The organism is Peribacillus saganii (genome assembly GCF_003429095.1).
GTDB lineage: Bacteria > Bacillota > Bacilli > Bacillales > DSM-1321 > Peribacillus > Peribacillus saganii.
Window position 1 is genome coordinate 14,640 of record NZ_QVTE01000040.1, and the last position, 22,077, is coordinate 36,716.

Genomic DNA, 22,077 nt, shown 5'->3' on the forward strand with positions numbered 1-22,077 from the left:
TTGGAAAGGTATGGAGAACCTCTCTATGCTTTTCTTTCATATAAATTATCTAAACATTCAAAAATCGGGGGAAATTATGAAAAAAAGTATTCAAATTGCCGGCGCGTACATCGGCCTAATTGTTGGAGCAGGTTTTGCATCCGGTCAGGAGATATTGCAATTTTTTACCAGCTTTGGCTGGATGGGAGTTGTGGGAGCAATCATCGCCACTGCTCTGTTTGCCTTTTTAGGTATGAATTTAACACAGCTTGGCAGCCGTTTGCAGACTGATTCGCATAAGGAAGTTATTTACCACATTTGCGGCCGCTACTTGGGCATTGCCGTTGATATTGTTATCACTTTCTTCCTATTTGGGGTAACAGTAGTCATGATGGCTGGAGCAGGATCTATTTTTGAACAGCAGTTCGGTATTCCTGCCATCGTTGGAAATATTGTAATGGCATTATTAACTATCATAACAGTAAGTCTTAATGTAGAAAAAGTGCTTTCGATAATGGGTATTATTACACCGTTTTTGCTTGCAATTGTGGCTGTAATTGCTGTTTTTTCGTTTATCACAACAGATTTAAGCGTTGCACAAATGTCAGAAATGGCCCAAAAGCAAACTCCGGCTGCTTCTAACTGGGTTTTAGGAGCGCTCTTATATGTGTCTTATAACATTGCTGCCGGAGCTGCCATGCTGGCTGTAATGGGAGGGACAGAAAGAAGTCCAAAAACTGCGGGTTTAGGCGGGATTCTTGGCGGTGCCGGTCTAGGGATATTAATTCTTTTGTTAAACTTAACAATGCTAGCTAAAGCTGATGTAATTTCAGGCGTTGATATGCCAATATTATTTATCGCCAATGAAATGTCACCAGTATTAGGCGGGCTTATGTCCATTATCTTGTTAGGTATGATATTTAATACAGCGGTTGGAATGCTTTATGCCTTCACAGCAAGGTTTGTAAAAGCAGATAACTCCAAGTTTAAAATCTTCGTCCCTGTATTTGGAGTCATTGCCTTTGCTGCCAGCTTCATCGGATTTATCACTTTAGTCGGCACAGTATATCCTGTAATGGGATATCTAGGTTTCACACTGATTGCTGCCATTATCGTTTCCTGGATCCGAGGCAGACAGCAAAGCAAAAATGTACCTTCTGCATTTAAAGGATGATAGTTATTTAACCCTTCTTGTTTTATAATAAGGAGGGTTTTTGATGCAGGAACTTTTAAAAAATACCATATCATAACTTGTAAAAACCGGCCTCTTAGCCCATTTTATTAATTCCGAGTAAACCAATCAAATTTATTGTTGACTTCAAGGAATAATGTGCTAAAATTTTATTAAACTTATCAAGAGTGACGGAGAGTTCGGCCCGATGTCCGGCAACCTGAGCATTTGCAGCTTGCTACATCCAGTAAAATGGATCACTTCTGTAAGATAAGGTAAAACGAATACCGTATTCCTTTCCAGCGCAGGAAGGAAGCAAAAAATATGGGATCCAATTGAGCATGGTGAGATGCAATTACCAGACGATTCCTATACTTGAAATTTCACAAGAGTTAAAACATGAATGAAAAAAAGACACTTCTTCAAAATAGAATCGGGGGGCTTTATCTTGACTGAAACATTAGTCTATGGAAACTTTGATGAGTTTCCGGCAATTGATTTTCCGATTGATAATGACACAAAGGGTGCATTGGATGTATTGAAGTGGGGATATTCCCACTATGGTGACCAATTAGTTTATGCCTGCAGCTTTGGGATAGAAGGAATTGTTTTAATTGATTTAATTTCCAAAGTTAATGCTAAGGCTAAGGTTGTCTTCCTTGATACAGGGCTTCACTTTGAAGAAACCTATCAATTAATTGACAAAATAAAGGAACGCTATCCGGAATTAAGAATTGAAATGAAAAAGCCGGAATTAACACTTGAGGAACAAACTGCACAATATGGCGATGAACTTTGGAAGCGGGAACCGAACAAGTGCTGTGAAATAAGAAAAATAGTTCCTTTAAATGAAAGCTTATCCGGGGCGACTGCCTGGCTTTCAGGATTAAGGCGTGAACAGTCTGAAACCAGGAAGAACACTCAGTTCATCAATAAAGATAACCGCTTTAAATCTGTGAAAATCTGCCCATTAATCCACTGGACCTGGAAGGATATTTGGCGCTATGCCCACAAAAACGGCTTGCCATATAATATCCTTCATGACAATGGCTATCCCAGCATCGGATGCAAACCGTGCACACAGCCAGCCTTCAATGCTGATGATTTGAGGTCAGGAAGATGGACTGGAACTCAAAAGATTGAATGCGGACTGCACACGTAAAAATAAAAGCTAAATTATTAAAATGCAGACTTAATTCCTACTAAAACTATGAGAAAAATAAATTTACTAAAGGAGATATATCCCTCAATGACATTAAGCCAACCACATGGAGGATCCCTAGTCAATCGCTGGAATCCTTCATATAACACTACTAAAATAGCTAAAGAGATTGAATTAGACGGTATAGCTTTAAGCGACCTGGAATTGATCGGAACTGGAGCATACAGTCCTATAGAAGGGTTTCTTATAAAAGAGGATTATGAATCAGTTGTAAATAACTTGCGTTTGGCAAACGGTAGCGTTTGGAGTATTCCTATTACACTTCCTGTCACAAAGGAAGTGGCTGGCAGCCTTTCTATTGGTGAAGAAGCCCGCCTGGTAAAAAACGGAGTTACTTACGGAACGATAACTATATCTGATATTTATGAACCTGATAAAACAAAGGAAGCACAGAAAGTTTACCAAACGGATGATGAAGCACATCCAGGTGTCTTAAAAATGTTCCAGCGTGGAAATATTTACATTGGAGGCCAAATTACTCTTGTAAAAAGAATTGAACGGGAGCAATTTGATACTTTTTATCTGGATCCGGCTGACACAAGGAAAGTATTCGAAGAAAAAGGCTGGAAAACGGTAGTTGGATTCCAGACAAGAAACCCTGTCCATAGAGCTCACGAATATATTCAAAAAACAGCTCTAGAAACGGTTGATGGCCTTTTCCTTAACCCGCTTGTCGGTGAAACAAAGTCAGACGATATACCGGCAGATGTTAGAATGGAAAGCTATCAGGTTTTATTGAAAAATTATTATCCTGCTGACCGTGTTTTCCTTGCTGTATTCCCGGCTGCTATGCGCTATGCAGGTCCAAGGGAAGCTATCTTCCATGCAATGGTCCGTAAAAATTATGGCTGCACTCATTTTATCGTTGGACGTGATCACGCTGGTGTTGGCAGCTACTATGGAACATACGATGCCCAGCTGATTTTTGGACAGTTTACTGCCGATGAATTAGGAATTTCTCTATTATTTTTCGAACACAGCTTTTATTGCTCTAAATGTGAGAACATGGCATCAACAAAAACTTGCCCTCACGGTAAAGAAGACCATGTCATTTTATCAGGAACAAAGGTAAGGGAACTGCTTCGTAACGGTGAAATTCCGCCAAGCACATTCAGCCGCCAGGAAGTTGTCGAAGTATTAATCAAAGGAATGAAAAATACAGTAGAAGTTTAAGGAATTGTGCGCAGCACTCCAGGAAGGACGATAACATTGACAAAGAGTACAAATATTACCTGGCATGAAGCTTCTTTATCGAAGGAGCTTCGCAGACAGCAAAATAAACATCATAGTTTCGTACTTTGGTTCACCGGACTTTCCGGCTCAGGCAAGTCGACAGTAGCGAACGCGGTCGCCCAGAAGCTTTATGAAATCGGTGTGAGAAACTATGTGCTGGACGGAGATAACATCCGCCACGGCCTAAACAAGGATTTAGGCTTTTCTGAAGAAGACAGAAAAGAAAATATCCGCCGAATTGGTGAAGTATCCAAACTATTTGTAGATGGCGGCCAAGTGGTATTAACCGCGTTTATTTCTCCTTTTCAAGCTGATCGTGAGCTTGTGCGCAGCTTGCTAAATGAGGATGAGTTCGTTGAGGTTTTTGTAAAGTGCCCGCTTGAGGAATGTGAAAAGCGCGACCCTAAAGGACTATATGAAAAAGCTCGCCAAGGTAAAATCCCGGAGTTTACCGGCATCAGTTCTCCTTATGAAGAACCGGCAAATCCTGAATTGGTTATCGAAACCAATCAGCACACTATCGAAGAGTGCGTAAATCAGGTAATTGAATACTTGCGAAATCGAGAAGCAATATAAAAACAGATTGACAAAGATAAAATGGTACCTGGCAGTAACTGCCAGGTACCATTTTATCAAGATTTGATTTACGAAAACGAGGTGACGGAATTTGGGCAAAGTTTATCTTCTAGTCAGTGCAGGACCTGGAGACCATGACCTCATTACTGAAAAAGGATTAAAATGCATTCAGGAAGCGGACGCCATTCTATATGATCGTTTGGTAAATGAAGAATTGCTTTCCTGCACGAAACCAGTGGCGCTTATTAATGGGGGAACAACAAAAGACCAAAGGACGGTTGTTAGTACACTGGAAAAGGGAGCAGAAAAGGAAAGAATCGTAAATCCTTGCAAGATACTCATAGGTAAAGTTGTCAAAACGCGTGAGAGAATTAAATGGTTTGAATCTGATACTGTACTAGAAAGTCTTATGACGAGCGAGGCCAATTAAATGGATGCTATTCTTTATATTATGCATGGCAGCCGGGTAGCTAAAGGAGTAGAGCAGGCAGCTTCCTTTATTCAAAGGTGTATGCAAAACATTGACGTTCCTATCCAGGAATATTGCTTTCTCGAGCTAGCAAATCCGAATATCAAAGAAGCATTCCAGCGGTGCATTGAACGGGGAGCGACAAAAATTCACGCGCTGCCTGTACTATTGCTGACTGCTGCACATGCCAAGGATGATATCCCAACTGAACTTTCACGGATACACAAACAATATCCCGAAGTGGGGGTTCGCTATGGCCGACCCATTGGAGTAGATTCCAATATGGTAGATATTTTAGTGGAAAGAATCCAGGAAACAGGGGAAGCGATTACCGAAGATTCAATGGTTTTATTGGTTGGCAGAGGCAGCAGTGATCCTGATGTAAAACGGGATTTGATTCAAATAGGGGAACTATTGCATCAGCGTATCGGGGTAAATAGAATCGTTGACTGTTATCTTACTGCGGCATCACCAAGCTTTGAAGAAGGATTGCATATGGCGAAAGAATCCGGCTTGAAAAGAGTATTTGTTATCCCTTACTTGCTGTTTACCGGCATTCTGATGAAAACTATGGAAAAAGAGATAGAAAAACTGGAAGCAGAAAACCAATTTATATTATGCAGTTATCTCGGATACCATCCGCTAATAGAAAAAGTGCTTCAGGACAGGGTAAAGGAGATGTTGGAAGGGTAAACGGCCAGGACCAACAAGCTCTTTGAAGCAGAAAATCGAATAAACAAAAAATCGGATAAAAAATGCTTCTAATCCTCAACTGCTTGATTAGAAGCATTTTTTTCAAAATATAAATTCTAAATATTTCGATTAATAGTGATGCCGTTTGGAGGAAAAAATGAAAAAGTTATTTGTTTTGGCGTTTATAGGTTTCTTTGCACAACTAATAGACGGTGCATTGGGCATGGCGTACGGCGTTACATCTTCTTCCTTGCTGCTGGCTTTCAGCATTGCTCCCGCTGTTGCTTCTGCTTCTGTTCATCTTTCTGAAGTGGTCACAACAGCTGCATCAGGAGTTTCTCATATCAAATTCGGTAATGTAGATAAAACAATGGTCTTCCGCCTTATTATTCCAGGTTCCATTGGAGCCTTTATTGGGGCGTGTTTCTTAAGCAACCTGCCAGGAGATATAGTTAAACCGTACGTTTCAGCCTTTCTGCTACTGCTTGGGTTATATGTAATAATCCGTTTCCTGTTTTTATTTCAGGCGAGTGAGGAAAAAGATGCCCAGCCATTGTCTGTAAAACAATCGATTCCGCTTGGGTTTATTGCGGGATTTGCAGATGCTACAGGCGGAGGCGGCTGGGGACCAATTGCTACACCCGTTTTGTTATCCAAAAAAGGAATGACTGCCCGCAAAGTGGTAGGAACTGTTGATACAAGTGAGTTTGCGATTGCTGTATCTGCGACAGCAGGATTCATCCTTTCATTAGGCTGGGACACGGTAAACTGGCTTTGGGTAGGCGCATTAATGATCGGCGGGATTTTTGCAGCACCGATTGCTGCTTACCTTGTCCGTATCGTCCCACCTCAATTAATGGGTGTTTTCGTTGGCGGCTTCATTATCATAGTGAATATCCGGACCATTCTAAACACATGGATCACTCATACCGAATACCATCCACTTATTTATGGTCTGCTGATTTTCTGTTGGCTGACAGCGATTTTATTTTCCGTCAGGAAACACTTGAAAGTGAGTAAAAGTGATGTTAATACTGGACAAAACGCTTCCTAAAAATGCTTCCGGTATCTCGGCTTAAATCCGATTATTCTGGGCTACACAGTATATTTGATGAACATCTCAGCACAAAGACGCAGGATTTTTTCCTGCGTCTTTTGAACGTCCGGTTGCAAAATATTTCCTTTAGCATAGTAGCTAGGGCAAATTTTGCGTGCCGCTTTTTTTCGAGAAATCGATATTTTGAGAAAAGTGAACGAAAAACTTCGAACAAGTTGACGAGAATATTAAATTTGACGAAACCTTCATAATTTATAATAATACATTGTCTCCGCGAACATTGTAAGACGTGGTCATGATAATGGAAAAATTTGTTCCCGTGGAATATGAACGAAATAACTATATGATTTTCCTCCATATTCCGGATTGAATCGGCTGTCACACAAAATAAAGACGCCATCCTTAACCGGATGGCGTCTCGTTAGGGTTTAAATTATCTTTTTCGAGAAAACAGTTTTAAGAAAGGATTTTGATTTTTGTCTGTAATTTTCAGCTCATCTATCAAGAGTTTCTCTTGATGGTCATCTATCCATTTCTTTAATGCTTGTTTATCCTGACAATGGGTATAGTAAGTTTCTCCATCTTTACCTACTGCATTTACAATATACCTGCACGAAGAATTCCCCATGCTTGCCCACCTTTATTTAAAAATGTATTGAACCTTTAGCCATTATAACAGGATTAAAAAGAATTTCCACCCCTATTTTATTATGTTTAATTTAAATTTAAACATGCTTAACAAAGATGCAGTTATTCCAATGACAAAATGAATTATTTCATGTCAGATTTTTGTCCAGTCTCCCATTCTTCATTCAAATGGTATAATAAGCTAATCAATATATAAATGGAAAGGAGGCCTTCTATGAAGGAAGCGCAGATGATTTTGTCAGAATGGTTAAAAAATGGGCCGCACCTTTCGCTTTTTAACAATCTTCCAGATGCTATATACGTTTTGGACATTAACGGCAAATACATTGATGGAAATTTGGCGATTAAAAACCTAACAGGCTATTCTGCTGAAGAATTTAAACAGCTTACACCTGAGGAAATCATATATGAATCCTCATTATCACATAGAGATGCCATTCTGCAGAATGTTACTCAAAAAATTGAAGAGTACGAAGTAAAATTTCGCCATAAGGACGGTCAAATCTTAACCGCATCCGTAACATACATTCCCATTATTCATGAAAACGAAATAATTGGACTATATGGGATAGCAAAAAATATTTCAGAGGACATAAAGGGTAAATTAAAGATTATTGAAAGCGAAAGAAAGTTTCGGCTGCTTTCAGAGAGTTCTTTAGATATGATAGCTCTTCTTTCACCCAGGGATTGGAACTTCATCTATGTCTCACCCGCATCAAAACACCTCCTGGGATTTGAACCGGAGGAAATGGTCGGGCATTCGCCGTTTAAATATTTTCATCCTGAAGATATTGCTACCACTTTTGAAAAACATAAGCAGGCATTTGAACGAAAGCTGGAGTTCAAGATGACAGCAAGGGTTAAGCAAAAAGGCGGTGATTATATCTGGCTTGAAACCACCTGTAACTTTAATAGGGATGAAACATCCGGTGAAATAACCGATTGTGTTACTGTATCACGTGATATTACAAAACGGAAAAAAGACGAAGAAAAATATAAGATCAATGAACAGTGGTATAAATCGTTGTTTGATTACAATCCAGCTGCCGTGTTTTCATTCAATATGGATGGTGACTTTATCAGCCATAATAAAAATTTTCTTACACTAACCGGCTATTCTAAAGAAGAGATCGGTATAATGTCATTTATACCATTTGTGGCTCCAAAAGACCTTGCCTTAACTGTCCGCCATTTTGAGTTGGCCAAGCAGGGTGAACCCCAGCATTATTTGACGACATTAGTCCACAAAAATGGGGAGCACCTGCCAGTACAAGTTTCGAATTTACCCATTATCATTGATGGAAACATTGTAGGGGTGTATGGAATTGCGTATGACGTTTCAGCGCGGGTAAAAGCGGAGGGACAATTAAAAGAAAGTGAGCAGCGTTACCGATCTCTGTTCGAATACAATCCAGCTGCAGTGTACTCTTTCGATCTAGAAGGGAACTACACATCTGTTAATCGAATGCTTGAAAAAATATCGGGTTATAGTAAAGAAGAATTGCTGACCATGAACTTCTCTCATCTCCTGGATCCGGAGGATATAGAATACACTCAATGGTATTTTAGCCAGGCAAAGGGAGGTAAGGCACAAAATTATGATGTCACATTGCTTCATAAAGACGGAAGAAAAATCGAAATCAATGTAGTCAACATTCCCATTATCGTGGATAGCGACATCGTTGGAGTTTATGGAATCTGTACCGATATAACGGATAGAAAGCGGTATATAAACCAAGTAGAGCGGCTTAGCAACCAAAACAGGCTAATCCTTGACTCAGTCGCTGATGGAATTATTGGGTTGGATAAGGCAGGTAAAGCTTTATTTATAAATAAAGCGGGCGAAAAAATTCTCGGGTATGAGGAGTACGAGCTTTCTGCCCGGGCATCTGACTTGTTCATGCTTCATAATCAAGAAGCACAATTTGATAGCTTGAGGACGATCAATGCGAGGATAAGGGAAACGGCAAAGGATGGAAGGCAACGCTTTGTTGAACGAGATATGTTTTATAAAAAAGATGGCAATTCCATCCCGGTAGAATACTCAATAAGCCCTATGTATGAACATGGAGTCATTACAGGTACCGTTGTAACTTTTTCTGATATCACTGAAAAATTAAAGATCGAACAATTGAAGCAAGAGCATGAACAGATTGAGTTTGAGTTTAAATTGGCTTCAAGGGTGCAAAAGTCATTGCTTACTCAGGTGCCAAAGCTTTCTTTGCCTGGTGAAACGGATGTGGGGGTAATATCCGTTCCGTTTCGAAAGCTAAATGGGGATTTTTATAACGTTGTAAACACCGGGGATCAAATCCAGTTAGGAATTGCTGATATTTCAGGTAAGGGAATGGCTGCTGCGATTCTGATGTCTATGATCAAATATGCAATGGATCAAATCGATCAAGAATCATTGCCCCACGAGATTTTACATGAACTTAATCAATACTGTGCCAAATATCTGGATCCAACTATGTTTGTTACGATGTTTATGGGAATTTATAATGACAAAACTTCCATGTTCCATTTTGCTTCTGCAGGCCATGAACCTGCCATTTTGTATCAAGCAGGTAAAAATAAAATGATTGATCTGAATGCAAAAGGAGCTGTACTTGGTTTATCACGGGAAACAAAATATGTCACAAAATCCATTCAATTATTGCAGGGTGATATGGTATTACTGTATACCGACGGAATCACAGAAGAACGATTAGCCTATGGTGTAGATGATAACAATAATTTGAAGGAATTATTTTTCAGTACCGATAAAAGCCTGCCTGCACAGCAAGTAGTGGACTCCATTTATAAAAAAGTATGTGAGAGCCAAGGAGATAATATTTTCGATGATCAAACCTTGTTATTGTTTAAAAAGAATTAAATCACATGAAAACAGCCTGTACCAATTGGTACAGGCCTTTTCTCATTTAGAAATACATGTCAGTTGGTAAATTTTCTCCAAGCCTGTCATTGCTCCAAATGAACCTTCTGTCAGCAGGGGATTTTTTTGTAATCCACACAAATTTTTTCTGCTGCTGGTCCAATACATGTCTTGAAGTCGCTGTAAAACGCATAGTTCCCAGTCCCTCCTTTGTAGCATTGGAATAGTATGTGCCATTTTCATGGGCATGCATCCAATATACTACCTTAAGCATCTAAAACAAAAGGTGAAGTGGCAGTTAACATTTGAATATAACGACCTCCTTCAAAATTGTATTGTCTTTCATTTTTTATATACCCGCAGCAGACATGATTAAACCAAGTTTTCCTAATAAATGTAATTTCATTTTATTTTTTTCCCGCAATTTCAGCGACTATTTCGTATGAACGAAGGCGGTCAGCGTGATCATAAATTTGTGCATTGATAATCATCTCATCAGCCTGTGTCTTATCTAGAAACACCTGTAATTTGTGCTTGACTGTTTCAGGACTTCCAATAATGGAAGACCCGAGCTGCTGTTGGAGGGCCGCTTTTTCGTACGGAGTCCACAGCTCATCCATATTGTCTACTGGCGGCCGTAATTGACCAGGATTGTTCCTGATTAAATATAAAAATTGCTGCTGCATTGAGGTAGCAAGCCTTTGTGCTTTTTCTTCGGTTTCTGCTGCAATCACATTCACGCCGACCATTGCATATGGCTTTTCCAGCACATCAGAAGGAGTGAAATTTCTGCGGTAAAGCTCAAGTGCAGGCAAAGTATTATCAGGTGAAAAATGACTTGCAAACGAAAATGGAAGGCCCAGGCGTCCAGCCAGCTGTGCACTGAATCCGCTTGATCCCAGCAGCCAAATTGGAATATTTAATCCTTCACCTGGGACAGCACGGACAGGCATACTGCCTTTTGAATGAAAATAATTTCGCAGTTCATCAACCTGCTCGGGAAAATCTGATCCATCACTTCTGCGATCTCTTCTTAATGCATGGGCAGTCAGCTGGTCTGTTCCTGGTGCCCTTCCTAGACCAAGATCGATTCGTCCAGGGAAGAGGGATTCAAGTGTCCCAAATTGCTCAGCAATCACCAAGGGTGCGTGGTTCGGAAGCATGATTCCGCCTGAGCCAACCCTTATTGAAGATGTACCGCCTGCAACATGGCCAATGACAACAGACGTTGCTGAACTGGCAATTCCCGTCATATTGTGGTGTTCCGCCAGCCAGTATCGGTTATAGCCCCATTTTTCTGCGTGACGGGCCAGATCTAGAGTGTTTTTTAATGCAACCGAAGCCGATCCTCCTACTATGATTGGTGCCAGGTCAAGCACCGATAGTTGAATATCACTTAATTGTTTACTGTTTGTTTCATTTGACATGAAATCAGCCTCCTACACGATTGAGTTCATTGCGTCTCGGCAGGTACACGATCTTATCCATCGGGTGGACAGCCAGGGCCAATGCTTATAAACTGGCTTAGATGACTGCAACCTGACTTTGAAATCGTTATATTATACCCTGTGGTTTTTCATTAATGTATGAATGCAATAAGCTTCTTCGATATTTTATCAATTTTAATTGATGAATCAAACCATAACGCTCATGAAATAGTGGCGGATATAAAAAACGAGAACCAGGCAAACTGGATCGCCTGGTTCTCGTTTTTTATATAGCAGCATCTACCTGATTGATTAACCATTTACCTTTAACGTTTACGAAGGTGACTTTTCGTTTTTCCAGTTTATTTTCTGTTACTTCAGGTATTGTAAACTCATATAGTTTAACATCTTTTCTTTGGTACAGAAGCTTTCCCTTAGCTTTATTCCAATCAATAAAGCTTGTGGCTGAATCATTTATGGCAAAAGCCAGCTTGCCTTTGTACTCGATGATTTTATATTTCTTCATACCTTTTTTAATAGCATTTAACGTAAATACTTCATTCATATATTTGGTTAACTTTGCCTTTGTATTGAACTCACTGCAATAATACTGATATTTAACACCCTTAAGCGTAAATTGGGATACCTTACATTTTGAATCTTTAGCCTTAACATTGTAGCCAAGTACAAAGCTTTGAAAATGGTCGCGGGCAGAACTTGATAATTTAGCTGCATTTGCAGAAGTTAAACTGCCGTTTGCTGTATGAGCAGAAGCTCCGATATTAAAAGCAAACAACACAATAGCAGCAAACAGAATAGAAATTAATTTTTTCATAGAAAAAATCCTCCTTAATTGGTTTCACTAAGTAGACGCTTGAGTGTGATCAAAGTTACATATCCTAAGAAAAATATTACCAATGCTACAAACCTGCTAAGTCTGGATTTTTTGCATTTCCCTTGGACAAAACAGTATGATGAAAAGAGCATAATCAAGAAGGGATTTGAAAGGAATGACAAAGCAGCTGCCACCGGGACAATTCGAGACAGAAAGCTGGCCTATTCTTCATCAGGGAGATGTTTATCAATTTAAGGAGGAAGAGTGGAGCTTCAGGCTTTTCGGAGCGGTCAAAAAGGAAACAACATTATCATTTACTGAGGTTATGACGCTGCCAAAAACGATAACTACATTTGATATGCATTGCGTGACCACATGGTCTAAGTTTGATACATCCTTTGAAGGCATTGCTTTAAAAGAATTTTTGAAATTGATAGAACTTGAGGAAGATGTATCCCATGTGAAAATTTACGGTTACTTGGACGGAGACAGGTTTGGTTATTCGGCAAACCTGCCGCTTGCTGAGCTGTTAGGGGATGACTCCTTATTCGTTTATCGATGGATGGATAAAGATCGAGATTGGGAAGAAATATCTCCTAAGCATGGCTATCCGCTACGCTTTATCCCGCCTGCATCCTTCTACTTATGGAAGGGAACCAAGTGGGTTTCTGGGATCCGTTTTATGAAGCACGATGAGGCTGGTTTCTGGGAGGAGCTCGGCTATTCAATGACAGCTAATCCATATAAAGAGGAACGGTATCGGTAATCAGAAAAGCGAAAGCACCCTGTTAAAGGAACGTCGACGCCAGCACATCATCACAAAGCTGCCGCTTTGTTTCGTGCGATGTATCGATGACGAAGCGTTCCTTGCCCTGTGCAAGTCCGGCAAGCATAAGCCAAGCGCTGACAGAAAGGCGATTTTTGCCTTCCGAAGCGATTGGCTTATGTCCAGGGTTGTAACAGCACTTGGTCACAACATTCGAGGCCGACTCTTAGATCGCCACGTCCTGTGGCAACGTAAGCATTTAGCAAGTCCTGTGCGTCGTGGCTTTATTTTACTCCGTAAAAAAAGTTGCTGGGCGCTGAAGCTAGATACGTGTACCTGTAACAAATTTTAATATCTTTTTCAAAAACCCTGGAAGAGTGAAGCTCTTATTCCAAGCTTTTTAACATTCCACATCTTCATCAATTCCTATATGAGTAAACCTTGTAACATCAAAAAGTCCCATATCAGTTATTTTCAATTCCGGGATAACAGGCAAAGCCAAAAAGGAAAGGGTTAAAAAAGGGTTAAAGTGAGTGTTTGCTCCGATCACCTCAAGGGATGCAGTTAACAAGCCTAATTGCTCATAGACTTGGTCGTACGAAAGATCCGACATAATCCCTGCAATCGGAAGTTGCAAAGAGGAGATCGTTTGTCCGTTTTGAATGACAACAATCCCGCCTTTAATTTCTCTTAATTTAAGGGCAGCGGTAATCATATCTTCATCATTCGTGCCGGCAATGATTAAATTATGGGAGTCATGTGCAATCGAGCTTGCTATTGCACCTGATTTGAGGGCAAAACCTTTAACGATTCCCAGACCTATATTTCCAGTCATATGGTGACGCTCAATCACCGCAAGTTTAAGATGATCTTTCTGAATGCAGGCTTGAAAGTACCCAGCCTCATCCGTTTTCGTTTCTTCAATCACATGTTTGGTCAAAAGACTGTTTGGAACTACTTGAATAATATTGGCCAAATTGGAGTTTAATTTGATTTGCAGCTGCTCCTTAGAAAATTCTTGAAATTGTACAGTACCTGCAAGGAATGGTGCCTGCCTATAGGTGGGCAGAACATCAATTTCAGCCACCTTACCATTATCAACGATAAGCTTTCCGTTTTTAAATACTTGAGCAATACTTACTGATTTAAGATCATCCAGAAATAGCAAGTCCGCTTTATACCCTGGGGCAACGGCTCCCAAGTGTTCAAGTCCAAAGCATTCAGCGGTATTGAGTGAAGCCATTTGGATTGCGGTTATGGGTTCTATTCCTTCAGTTATAGCTACCCGCACATTAAAATCTATGCTTCCTTCATGGAGGAGATCGTCCAAATGCTTGTCATCTGTCACAAAAACACAGCGGCGGGAGTTTTTCTCTGTTACAGCACCAATAATATTTTTCAGGTCCCTTGCAACCGTTCCTTCCCGGACCAACAAGTACATGCCCTTTTGAATCCTTTCCTTTGCTTCCTCCAGGGTAGTTGCTTCATGGTCTGTCCTGATTCCGGCGGACATATAGGCATTTAGCTCCCGGGTTTTTAATCCCGCAGCATGGCCATCTACTTTTTTTCTGGCCTTGTGCGTTCCGCAAATTTTTTTCATCATGGAGGGGTCAACATTCATAACCGCAGGAGCGTTCATCACCTCCGCCAGCCCCAAAACCCGCGGATGACTTAGAAACGGTTCCAGATCCTCCATCTCAAGACTTGCCCCAGCGTTCTCAAACGGTGTTGCTGGAACACATGATGGGAGCATAAAGTAGAAATCAAACGGCAGATTTTCAGTGGAATCCAACATATATTGGATTCCTGCTGTCCCAATGACATTTGCGATTTCATGGGGATCAGCTATGATCGCCGTTACACCATGCATAAGCAGAACCTTTGCCAGCTCTGATGGAGTTATCATGGATGATTCGATATGGACATGGCCATCAATAAAAGCAGGGGAGATGAATTTTCCTTTTGCATCGATGACTTTTAATCCTTCATAATGCCCGATACCGGCAATAAAGCCGTCTGCTATCGCAAGATCTTCTTCAATGATTTCACCATTAAAAACATCTATTATTTTTCCGTTTTTGATTACACAATCGGCAGGTTCCCCGCCGGAAGCTACTTTAATACGTCGTTCCATTATCAATCTCATTCACCTGCTTACCATTTTTTATGTTTGCTTGTGTCAATACAATACTTTTTTACTTGGTAAATGCCCGGCTTTAAAGGATTGATCATGATTTCCAATAAAATCTTTGATGTCATCGAACGCTGATCGATTAGGCCGCGCAATTTCTTCATAAGTAAAAGCCGATGTCGGCTTCATCTTCTTTTGTGCAAGCATAATAAACTGCCTTTAGCCAGGCCCATTATAAAGAACCAATGCATATTGGCCATGGTTCAGGACTAGAATAAATTTCACAATCTGTCAGCTGATAATGTCCAAGGGATCTCCAGGCATTAATTGCCTGGACTTCCGTATGTGCAGTTGTATCATTTGAAGCTTCATTTATCCCGCTCCAATAATCTTGCCATCTTCACCACAATGGCTTCAAAGGGTCCCCCGCCATTTGTCAGGATAATTTTAGTATGCCAGTCGAATGGCATTTTCATAAAAACGCTATCTTATCATTCACCTCTTGGCTTATTTAAAACATTTGATTCAACGAATTAAAGTTTAATGGTTAGATTTGTAACATGGTAACGTAGAGAAAAATTTCTCACAAGTCTATTGTCAGATAAACTACCATAAAAGTTAAAAACCAACCTGCCGTTTTCAAAATCCCAAAAAGGGGAATAAGGATAGTAAATGTAACTAAGTTAATTAGGAGAGATTTTATGACAGTAAATACACAAACAAGTCAGTCCGAACGATTTGAAACTGCATTTAATAGAATTCACAAAGCACTAATGCAAACCATAAAGAATGCACGAACAGATAAATTTATCGAACTTGTTAATAAAGGAAAAAGCCATGCATTTATTCGCTACTATGAGCCGGATCTTTGCCAATTCGCCAAGCTGAGAAATGCGCTTGTACACGAAAAAATAGAGGAAGGATATTACATCGCGGAACCACATGAGGATATTGTAAAGAAGATTGAAAAAATAGCAGATGAATTTGAAAAACCGCAATCAGCCTTATCAGTAGCTACAAAACCTGTGTATTTCTTTCAGGAAGAGGATTATTTGTCAGATGTACTGAGGATTATTAAAAAGCATGCTCATACAAAATTTCCAATATACAATAAAAAGGGGGAGTATTCCTGGCTGTTAACGTCCACTAAGATTGTGCAGTATCTTGCGGACAACTTCTCAGATGAAAAATTGACAATTAACGCTGTCAGAGTAAAAGACCTTTATAATAATAAATATAAGCCTAACATTCTCTTTGTATCGCAAAATAGCACCATCTTTGAGGTTGAAGATATCTTTGAAGAATTTTATATCAAAAACAAAAAGATTGAGGGGGTGCTGATAACAAAAAATGGCTCACCATCTGAACAGCCTAACGGTATCATTACATCACGGGATATGCTGGAGGTTGAATTTAGTGACTAGTGGTATTCCCAGTACAGCAGGGAGGAAGCTCCTTAAGAACAAGGAAACTTACATCTTCCCTTTCCTTGCTGTGACAGAATTCATAACATAGTAACTGAGGATCAGTATTAGAATGGCTAAGGTATATAAAAGGGTGTTTACAGGGTTATTATGGTAAACAATGATTAAACGAATCATGGCGGTAATACCGATATAAAGAAAATAGCGGATAGGAAAATGATAATCTTCCTGAAAATATTTAACGATCATGGCAATAAATTCAAAGTATAGGAAAAAGATTAAGATTCGCTCAAGAAGCTCATAGTGGGAATCTACTCCTGGCTGCATGATGGATACATAAATAAAATAGACAATTTCCTTGCCAAGCAACACTGATAAAGTTATTCCAAGGCAAACCAAAGCAGTATTTAAGATAAATTGAAGGGAAACCGAAATTTGCTGGTTCAGCTTCTTTTTTTTGTTTTCACGTACCATTTAACTCCTCCTCGGGGGCAAACTTGACAGAGATATTATACCTCTTTTAAATAAACTCAATGTAAATATGAACCACCAATTATGTAAAACGCCTGAATCCTAAATCAAGGCAGATTCAAGCGTTTTTCGGTTTATTACTTCAAAAATTTAACACAAACAGGGAATGGAACAGATACATTTGATTGGAGCAGAGTTAGCTTCCCTGACTCCCTGTCTCTTTTAAACAACACGATATTGCTTGTTTCCTGATTTGAGGCAACAAGGAATTCCTCGGATGGATCAAGTACAAAATCTCTTGGCCATGCTCCTTCAGTTGAAGTATGTTCTACAAAAGAAAGCTTTCCATTATCTTGATTGACATGAAATAGTGCTATGCTGTCGTGCCCCCGATTTGCCGCATATATATATCGGCCATCTGAAGATATATGAATCGCACTTCCTTGGTTATTTTTGGTAAAATCATCAGGAATCGCTGATATATACTGCAATTCAGAAAAGGTCCCATTTTCCTGATCATATTCCAGCCCGATAACCTCAGAGCTTAGCTCTGTCATGACGTACGCGAATTTCCCATTAGGATGAAACACCAGATGCCTAGGCCCGCTCCCAGGAGTAAAGGTAAACGAATTTGCTTCGTGTAACGAATGCCCTGCTACTTTATATGTAATGAGCTTATCTATGCCTAAATCAATTGCAGCCACAAATTTTTCATCTGGAGTAAAGCCTGAATAATGAGCATGAGGTTTTTCCTGCCTCTCAGCATTTGGACCTGAACCTGTATGTTCTTTAACCGAAACAGCGGAAAAAATCGTACCATTCTCACTGTTCACAGCATAAGATTCAATTGTTCCTCTGTGATAATTTGCTGTAACTGCCATGCTGTTATCCTTATTAATGCTCACATGGCAAGGTGAAGCGCCCATCGTAAAATGCTGATTAACAGCTTTCAGATCCCCATTTGCGCTGTTAATGGTATAAGAAGCTATACCTCCATTTTCTCCGTTTTTTGCCACTGAATATAAAAATTTATTATCTTTGCTGATTGTTACATATGTAGGATTTTCGAGCTCTGCAGCAGCTTTAACTTCTTGTAGTTCACCTTTTTCCGCATCGAGGGTAAAAGAATAAATTCCTTTGCTATCACCCTTTGTATACGTTCCGATATATCCTATGTATTTTTTCGGCAATGAGATAACCTCCTTGTGTATGATGCATACATTTTACCATACTGCCGTTTGAATCCAAGAAAACTGTCTCTTTTTGTGTCTTTAATACTTGAAGCCTGCGTTGGCGTTAGACTTAAACTGGCTGATAAAACCATTAGCATTAATACTTTTTCAACAAGCTTTCAAGACAGCTGCTTAGACTCTTTGTGATTTTGGTCTGTTTTGTGGGTAAGAATGATATTAATGGTATGAGAATATGGAAACCATTAATTTTTGAAAAAGAACCTTATTACCTTTACATAATCTTTATAAGGGGAGAAACGAATGGAAAAATATATTTTATCCTTGGATCAAGGAACAACCAGTTCAAGGGCAATTTTATTTAACAATAAAGGGGAAATTATCCATACAGCACAAAAGGAATTCACACAGCATTTTCCCAAGCCAGGCTGGGTAGAACATAATGCAAATGAAATATGGGGTTCGATTCTTGCAGTTATTGCGGGTCTTTTATCGGAATCTGGCGTCAGGCCTATACAAATAGCCGGAATTGGGATTACAAACCAACGAGAAACAACCGTTGTATGGGATAAAGAAACAGGAATACCAGTCTATAATGCAATAGTTTGGCAATCCAGGCAGACATCAAAAATTTGTAAAGACTTAAAGGAAAAAGGATACAACGACCTGTTTCGCGGGAAAACAGGCTTGTTAATAGATGCCTATTTTTCCGGAACAAAAGTAAAATGGATCCTGGATAATGTCCATGGTGCCCGGGAAAAGGCGGAGGAAGGCAAACTTTTATTTGGAACAATTGATACGTGGCTCATTTGGAAACTTTCTGGCGGCAAAGCACATGTAACAGACTACTCCAATGCATCACGGACACTAATGTTTAATATTTATGACCAAACTTGGGATGATGAGCTGCTGGAGCTTTTGACTGTTCCAAAATCCATGCTGCCAGAGGTCCGGCCTTCTTCTGAAATATATGCCCATACAATCGAGTATCATTTCTTCGGACAGGCGGTCCCAATAGCAGGTGCAGCGGGAGATCAGCAGGCAGCACTATTCGGTCAGGCGTGTTTTAGTAAAGGAATGGCGAAAAACACATACGGTACTGGCTGCTTTATGCTGATGAACACCGGTGAAAAGGCTGTCCATTCTGAGCACGGCTTGCTTACGACCGTTGCCTGGGGCTTAAACGGAAAAGTAGAATATGCCCTCGAAGGAAGTATTTTTGTAGCTGGATCGGCCATTCAATGGCTGCGCGATGGTCTCAGAATGCTAAAACATGCCAAAGACAGTGAAGTCTATGCTAAAAGAGTTGAAAGTACAGATGGAGTTTATGTGGTGCCGGCCTTCGTTGGATTGGGTACACCCTATTGGGATAGCGAAGTGCGTGGGGCTGTGTTTGGCTTGACCCGCGGCACTTCAAAAGAACATTTTATACGGGCTACCCTGGAATCTTTGGCATATCAGACTAAGGATGTTCTTGATGCGATGGAAGCCGATTCCGAAATCGGTCTGCAAACACTAAGAGTTGATGGAGGTGCGGTAAAGAACGAATTTTTAATGCAATTTCAAAGCGACCTATTACGAGTGCCTGTTGAAAGGCCAATCATTAACGAAACAACCGCATTGGGAGCCGCCTATTTAGCAGGTCTCGCGGTTGGTTACTGGAAGAACCAGGAAGAAATTGCACTCCAGTGGGCCATTGACAAAACATTTACCCCTTTAATGCAAGAACAGGAAAGCGGAAAGTTATATGAAGGCTGGAAAAAAGCAATCCACGCTGCTATGGCCTTTAAATAGTTAAATATTATATATCGAAACCTTAGCAGATTTATGGGATACACGGAAAAAGAAGAATTAATATGATTTCCACGGAATTGTGGTCCGTTTTCAGTGAATTATTTTTATCAGCCCGGAATTGATATTTTTGCTTTATAGCGAATGTTATGGTTACTATAGTCGCAGCTAAGAACTAGAACTGAAAAAATCAGAGACCATAAAAGCACTATCAATGCACTGATCTTGTTCTTTGATGGTCTCATTTTTCTTTTACAAGCCATATGTTGGAGAGATACAGCTTTTGGGTACACCAATTATAGACAGATGTCACAGCAAAAGGAGGAGACCCTTATGCGATTTTCAAATAAATTCCGAAACGAACAAATTGAACATTTAAAAAAGGAAAAGTTTGATGTAGTCGTTATTGGCGGCGGGATTACAGGTGCCGGTATCGCACTTGATGCTGCAAGCAGAGGATTGAAAGTAGCACTGGTGGAAATGCAGGATTTTGCTTCAGGTACATCCAGCCGGTCTACCAAACTAGTACATGGCGGTCTTCGTTACTTAAAACAGTTAGAGGTCAAATTGGTCGCAGAAGTGGGGAAGGAAAGAGCAATTGTTTTTGAAAACGGGCCACATGTTACCACTCCGGAATGGATGCTTCTACCGTTACACAAAGGCGGAACGTTTGGCAAGTTTAGTACATCTATGGGCCTTCGAGTTTATGATTTTCTGGCAGGAGTGAAAAGGAGCGAACGAAGGAGAATGCTGGATGCCGCTGAAACTCTTTTACGTGAACCACTATTGAAAAAATCAGGACTTAAAGGAGGGGGACTCTACGTTGAATACCGAACAGATGACGCCCGCTTAACAATAGAAGTAATGAAAGCTGCAGTTAACAAAGGTGCAATTCCTCTAAATTACACCAAGGTTGAAAAACTTCTTTATCAAAACGGAAAAGCTGCAGGTGTGCAGGCTGAAGATTTGCTATCGGGAACTAAGTTTAATATCTTTGGCAGGAAGATAATCAATGCTGCGGGTGCTTGGGTTGACTTTATCAGGGAGAAAGATGATTCAAAAACTGGTAAAACACTGAAGTTATCGAAAGGTGTGCACATTGTGATCGATCAGTCGAGGTTCCCGCTCAGGCAGGCCGTTTATTTTGATACCCCTGATGGCCGCATGATCTTTGCTATTCCAAGGAATGGCAAAGCATATGTCGGAACAACTGATACTTTTTATGATGGTGATCCTGCCATCCCAGCCATGACAGCGGCCGAACGGGATTATTTACTGGAAGCCATTCATTATATGTTTCCAGAAGCTGCTATTGCCCCAAATGATATCGAATCAAGCTGGGCTGGGGTGCGGCCGCTTATTTATGAAGAAGGGAAGAACCCTTCCGAGATATCACGCAAAGATGAAATTTGGGAGTCGGTAACCGGGCTTGTAACCATTGCTGGCGGAAAATTGACCGGCTATCGCAAAATGGCAGAAACCGTAGTAGATCTGGTTATCAACCAACTTGCAAGTGAAACGAATCGCTCCTACCCAAAAAGCAATACCAGGAATATGCCGATTTCCGGCGGTGAGGTCGGCGGCTCCGCGAATTTTCCAGAATTCATCAAAGAGCAAATTAAGAACGGTGTTAAGGCTGGATTATCTTCAATGGAATCAGAACAAATCATCCGCATGTACGGTTCCAACGCACATCTTTTGTATAATATTTCACAAAGTGAACGGAATAGACATGTATTGCCTTTGAAACTATTTGCACAACTGCAATACGCACTAGACTATGAAATGGCGGCAACTCCACTGGATTTCTTTTTTAGAAGGACGGGAGCACTGTTATTTGATATAGAAGCAGTTCAAAAATACAAAATGGCTGTGATCAATTATTTTGCAGAATATTTTCATTGGAGCGAAAAAATAAAAGAGTACAGGGCTGCTGAATTGGATGCGGAAATAATCAACGCAACAAAATTGGGGGGAAAATGAGTTTCTTATAATAAAGCAGTTGGAAAAATAAAAATTAACTTCAGTTTTTGACATGGAAATCAAATCGGCACAAAAAATAAGCATCATCCTAGAAAATAATGATTTAGAACTGTAACCATGGGGAAAAAATGACCCT

Annotated in this window: 19 protein-coding genes and 1 pseudogene; 12 read left to right on the plus strand and 8 right to left on the minus strand. The window is 40.2% G+C overall.

Annotated elements, in window-relative coordinates; genetic code table 11:
- Positions 1-76 precede the first annotated feature (76 nt).
- The 7 genes and pseudogenes from D0469_RS13910 to D0469_RS13940 all read left to right on the plus strand — a co-directional run bounded on the left by D0469_RS13910 (position 77) and on the right by D0469_RS13940 (position 6,397).
- Entirely contained in the window at positions 77-1,153 is a 1,077-nt protein-coding gene (locus tag D0469_RS13910) for a YkvI family membrane protein (protein ID WP_117327415.1), read from the plus strand.
- Between the two features lie 445 nt (positions 1,154-1,598).
- Positions 1,599-2,312 carry a phosphoadenylyl-sulfate reductase gene (locus tag D0469_RS13915; RefSeq protein ID WP_233523058.1) on the plus strand — a complete coding sequence of 238 codons (714 nt, stop codon included), beginning with the start codon at positions 1,599-1,601 and terminating at the stop codon, positions 2,310-2,312.
- Positions 2,313-2,399: 87 nt separating this feature from the next.
- Complete coding sequence (sat, locus tag D0469_RS13920) at positions 2,400-3,545, plus strand: sulfate adenylyltransferase (protein WP_117327349.1); 1,146 nt, start codon at positions 2,400-2,402, stop codon at positions 3,543-3,545.
- Between the two features lie 36 nt (positions 3,546-3,581).
- The gene (cysC, locus tag D0469_RS13925) at positions 3,582-4,181 is read left to right on the plus strand and encodes an adenylyl-sulfate kinase (protein ID WP_117327350.1); all 600 of its coding nucleotides are present in this window, start codon (positions 3,582-3,584) and stop codon (positions 4,179-4,181) included.
- 91 nt (positions 4,182-4,272) lie between these two features.
- Positions 4,273-4,422: pseudogene (locus D0469_RS21705) on the plus strand (SAM-dependent methyltransferase); the annotation flags it as partial.
- A 189-nt stretch (positions 4,423-4,611) separates the two neighbouring features.
- Positions 4,612-5,343, plus strand: a complete 732-nt coding sequence (locus D0469_RS13935) for a sirohydrochlorin chelatase (RefSeq protein ID WP_117327352.1) — start codon at positions 4,612-4,614, stop codon at positions 5,341-5,343.
- 157 nt (positions 5,344-5,500) lie between these two features.
- A complete protein-coding gene (locus tag D0469_RS13940) occupies positions 5,501-6,397 on the plus strand; it encodes a sulfite exporter TauE/SafE family protein (protein ID WP_117327353.1) in 897 nt (298 codons plus the stop codon).
- 436 nt (positions 6,398-6,833) lie between these two features.
- Here the strand turns inward: D0469_RS13940 and D0469_RS13945 are convergent, their stop codons facing one another.
- On the minus strand, positions 6,834-7,028 hold the full coding sequence (locus D0469_RS13945; RefSeq protein WP_117327354.1) for a hypothetical protein: 195 nt from the start codon (positions 7,026-7,028) through the stop codon (positions 6,834-6,836).
- 234 nt (positions 7,029-7,262) lie between these two features.
- Between D0469_RS13945 and D0469_RS13950 the strand changes: the two genes are divergently transcribed.
- Positions 7,263-9,923: a PAS domain S-box protein gene (locus tag D0469_RS13950; RefSeq protein WP_158553474.1), complete on the plus strand. Its 2,661-nt coding sequence runs from the start codon at positions 7,263-7,265 to the stop codon at positions 9,921-9,923.
- 46 nt (positions 9,924-9,969) lie between these two features.
- Here D0469_RS13950 and D0469_RS21140 read toward each other — a convergent pair whose 3' ends face one another.
- The 3 genes from D0469_RS21140 to D0469_RS13965 form a co-directional block, all read right to left on the minus strand.
- A complete protein-coding gene (locus tag D0469_RS21140) occupies positions 9,970-10,116 on the minus strand; it encodes a hypothetical protein (protein ID WP_158553476.1) in 147 nt (48 codons plus the stop codon).
- 214 nt (positions 10,117-10,330) lie between these two features.
- A complete protein-coding gene (locus D0469_RS13960; RefSeq protein WP_117327357.1) occupies positions 10,331-11,350 on the minus strand; it encodes an LLM class flavin-dependent oxidoreductase in 1,020 nt (339 codons plus the stop codon).
- 286 nt (positions 11,351-11,636) lie between these two features.
- Positions 11,637-12,185, minus strand: coding sequence for a DL-endopeptidase inhibitor IseA family protein (locus D0469_RS13965; RefSeq protein WP_117327358.1), 549 nt, complete (start codon positions 12,183-12,185; stop codon positions 11,637-11,639).
- 175 nt (positions 12,186-12,360) lie between these two features.
- Between D0469_RS13965 and D0469_RS13970 the strand changes: the two genes are divergently transcribed.
- Positions 12,361-12,951, plus strand: coding sequence for a molybdopterin-dependent oxidoreductase (locus D0469_RS13970; protein WP_117327359.1), 591 nt, complete (start codon positions 12,361-12,363; stop codon positions 12,949-12,951).
- 22 nt (positions 12,952-12,973) lie between these two features.
- Here the strand turns inward: D0469_RS13970 and D0469_RS20850 are convergent, their stop codons facing one another.
- Both D0469_RS20850 and ade read right to left on the minus strand, forming a co-directional pair.
- Positions 12,974-13,159 carry a hypothetical protein gene (locus D0469_RS20850; protein WP_142919192.1) on the minus strand — a complete coding sequence of 62 codons (186 nt, stop codon included), beginning with the start codon at positions 13,157-13,159 and terminating at the stop codon, positions 12,974-12,976.
- 192 nt (positions 13,160-13,351) lie between these two features.
- Positions 13,352-15,085 (minus strand): adenine deaminase, encoded by a 1,734-nt coding sequence (ade, locus tag D0469_RS13975; RefSeq protein WP_233523059.1) that lies wholly within the window; start codon positions 15,083-15,085, stop codon positions 13,352-13,354.
- A gap of 698 nt (positions 15,086-15,783) precedes the next feature.
- Here ade and D0469_RS13985 point away from each other — a divergent pair.
- Entirely contained in the window at positions 15,784-16,506 is a 723-nt protein-coding gene (locus D0469_RS13985) for a CBS domain-containing protein (protein ID WP_117327361.1), read from the plus strand.
- A gap of 48 nt (positions 16,507-16,554) precedes the next feature.
- Here the strand turns inward: D0469_RS13985 and psiE are convergent, their stop codons facing one another.
- A complete protein-coding gene (gene psiE / locus D0469_RS13990; RefSeq protein ID WP_117327362.1) occupies positions 16,555-16,980 on the minus strand; it encodes a phosphate-starvation-inducible protein PsiE in 426 nt (141 codons plus the stop codon).
- 134 nt (positions 16,981-17,114) lie between these two features.
- The gene (locus D0469_RS13995) at positions 17,115-18,173 is read right to left on the minus strand and encodes a lactonase family protein (protein WP_117327363.1); all 1,059 of its coding nucleotides are present in this window, start codon (positions 18,171-18,173) and stop codon (positions 17,115-17,117) included.
- Positions 18,174-18,470: 297 nt separating this feature from the next.
- On the opposite strand from D0469_RS13995, the gene glpK reads away from it, so the two are divergent.
- The gene (gene glpK, locus D0469_RS14000) at positions 18,471-19,961 is read left to right on the plus strand and encodes a glycerol kinase GlpK (protein ID WP_117327364.1); all 1,491 of its coding nucleotides are present in this window, start codon (positions 18,471-18,473) and stop codon (positions 19,959-19,961) included.
- 330 nt (positions 19,962-20,291) lie between these two features.
- Positions 20,292-21,941 (plus strand): glycerol-3-phosphate dehydrogenase/oxidase, encoded by a 1,650-nt coding sequence (locus tag D0469_RS14005; protein ID WP_117327365.1) that lies wholly within the window; start codon positions 20,292-20,294, stop codon positions 21,939-21,941.
- Positions 21,942-22,077: the final 136 nt, after the last annotated feature.

Coding starts and splice junctions, on each gene's coding strand:
- D0469_RS13910 (WP_117327415.1), top strand. CDS start 77: ATGAAAAAAAGTATTCAAATTGCCGGCGCGTACATCGGCCTAATTGTT.
- sat (WP_117327349.1), top strand. CDS start 2,400: ATGACATTAAGCCAACCACATGGAGGATCCCTAGTCAATCGCTGGAAT.
- D0469_RS13935 (WP_117327352.1), top strand. CDS start 4,612: ATGGATGCTATTCTTTATATTATGCATGGCAGCCGGGTAGCTAAAGGA.
- D0469_RS13940 (WP_117327353.1), top strand. CDS start 5,501: ATGAAAAAGTTATTTGTTTTGGCGTTTATAGGTTTCTTTGCACAACTA.
- D0469_RS13945 (WP_117327354.1), bottom strand. CDS start 7,028: ATGGGGAATTCTTCGTGCAGGTATATTGTAAATGCAGTAGGTAAAGAT.
- D0469_RS13950 (WP_158553474.1), top strand. CDS start 7,263: ATGAAGGAAGCGCAGATGATTTTGTCAGAATGGTTAAAAAATGGGCCG.
- D0469_RS21140 (WP_158553476.1), bottom strand. CDS start 10,116: ATGCGTTTTACAGCGACTTCAAGACATGTATTGGACCAGCAGCAGAAA.
- D0469_RS13960 (WP_117327357.1), bottom strand. CDS start 11,350: ATGTCAAATGAAACAAACAGTAAACAATTAAGTGATATTCAACTATCG.
- D0469_RS13965 (WP_117327358.1), bottom strand. CDS start 12,185: ATGAAAAAATTAATTTCTATTCTGTTTGCTGCTATTGTGTTGTTTGCT.
- D0469_RS13970 (WP_117327359.1), top strand. CDS start 12,361: ATGACAAAGCAGCTGCCACCGGGACAATTCGAGACAGAAAGCTGGCCT.
- ade (WP_233523059.1), bottom strand. CDS start 15,085: ATGGAACGACGTATTAAAGTAGCTTCCGGCGGGGAACCTGCCGATTGT.
- D0469_RS13985 (WP_117327361.1), top strand. CDS start 15,784: ATGACAGTAAATACACAAACAAGTCAGTCCGAACGATTTGAAACTGCA.
- psiE (WP_117327362.1), bottom strand. CDS start 16,980: ATGGTACGTGAAAACAAAAAAAAGAAGCTGAACCAGCAAATTTCGGTT.
- glpK (WP_117327364.1), top strand. CDS start 18,471: ATGGAAAAATATATTTTATCCTTGGATCAAGGAACAACCAGTTCAAGG.
- D0469_RS14005 (WP_117327365.1), top strand. CDS start 20,292: ATGCGATTTTCAAATAAATTCCGAAACGAACAAATTGAACATTTAAAA.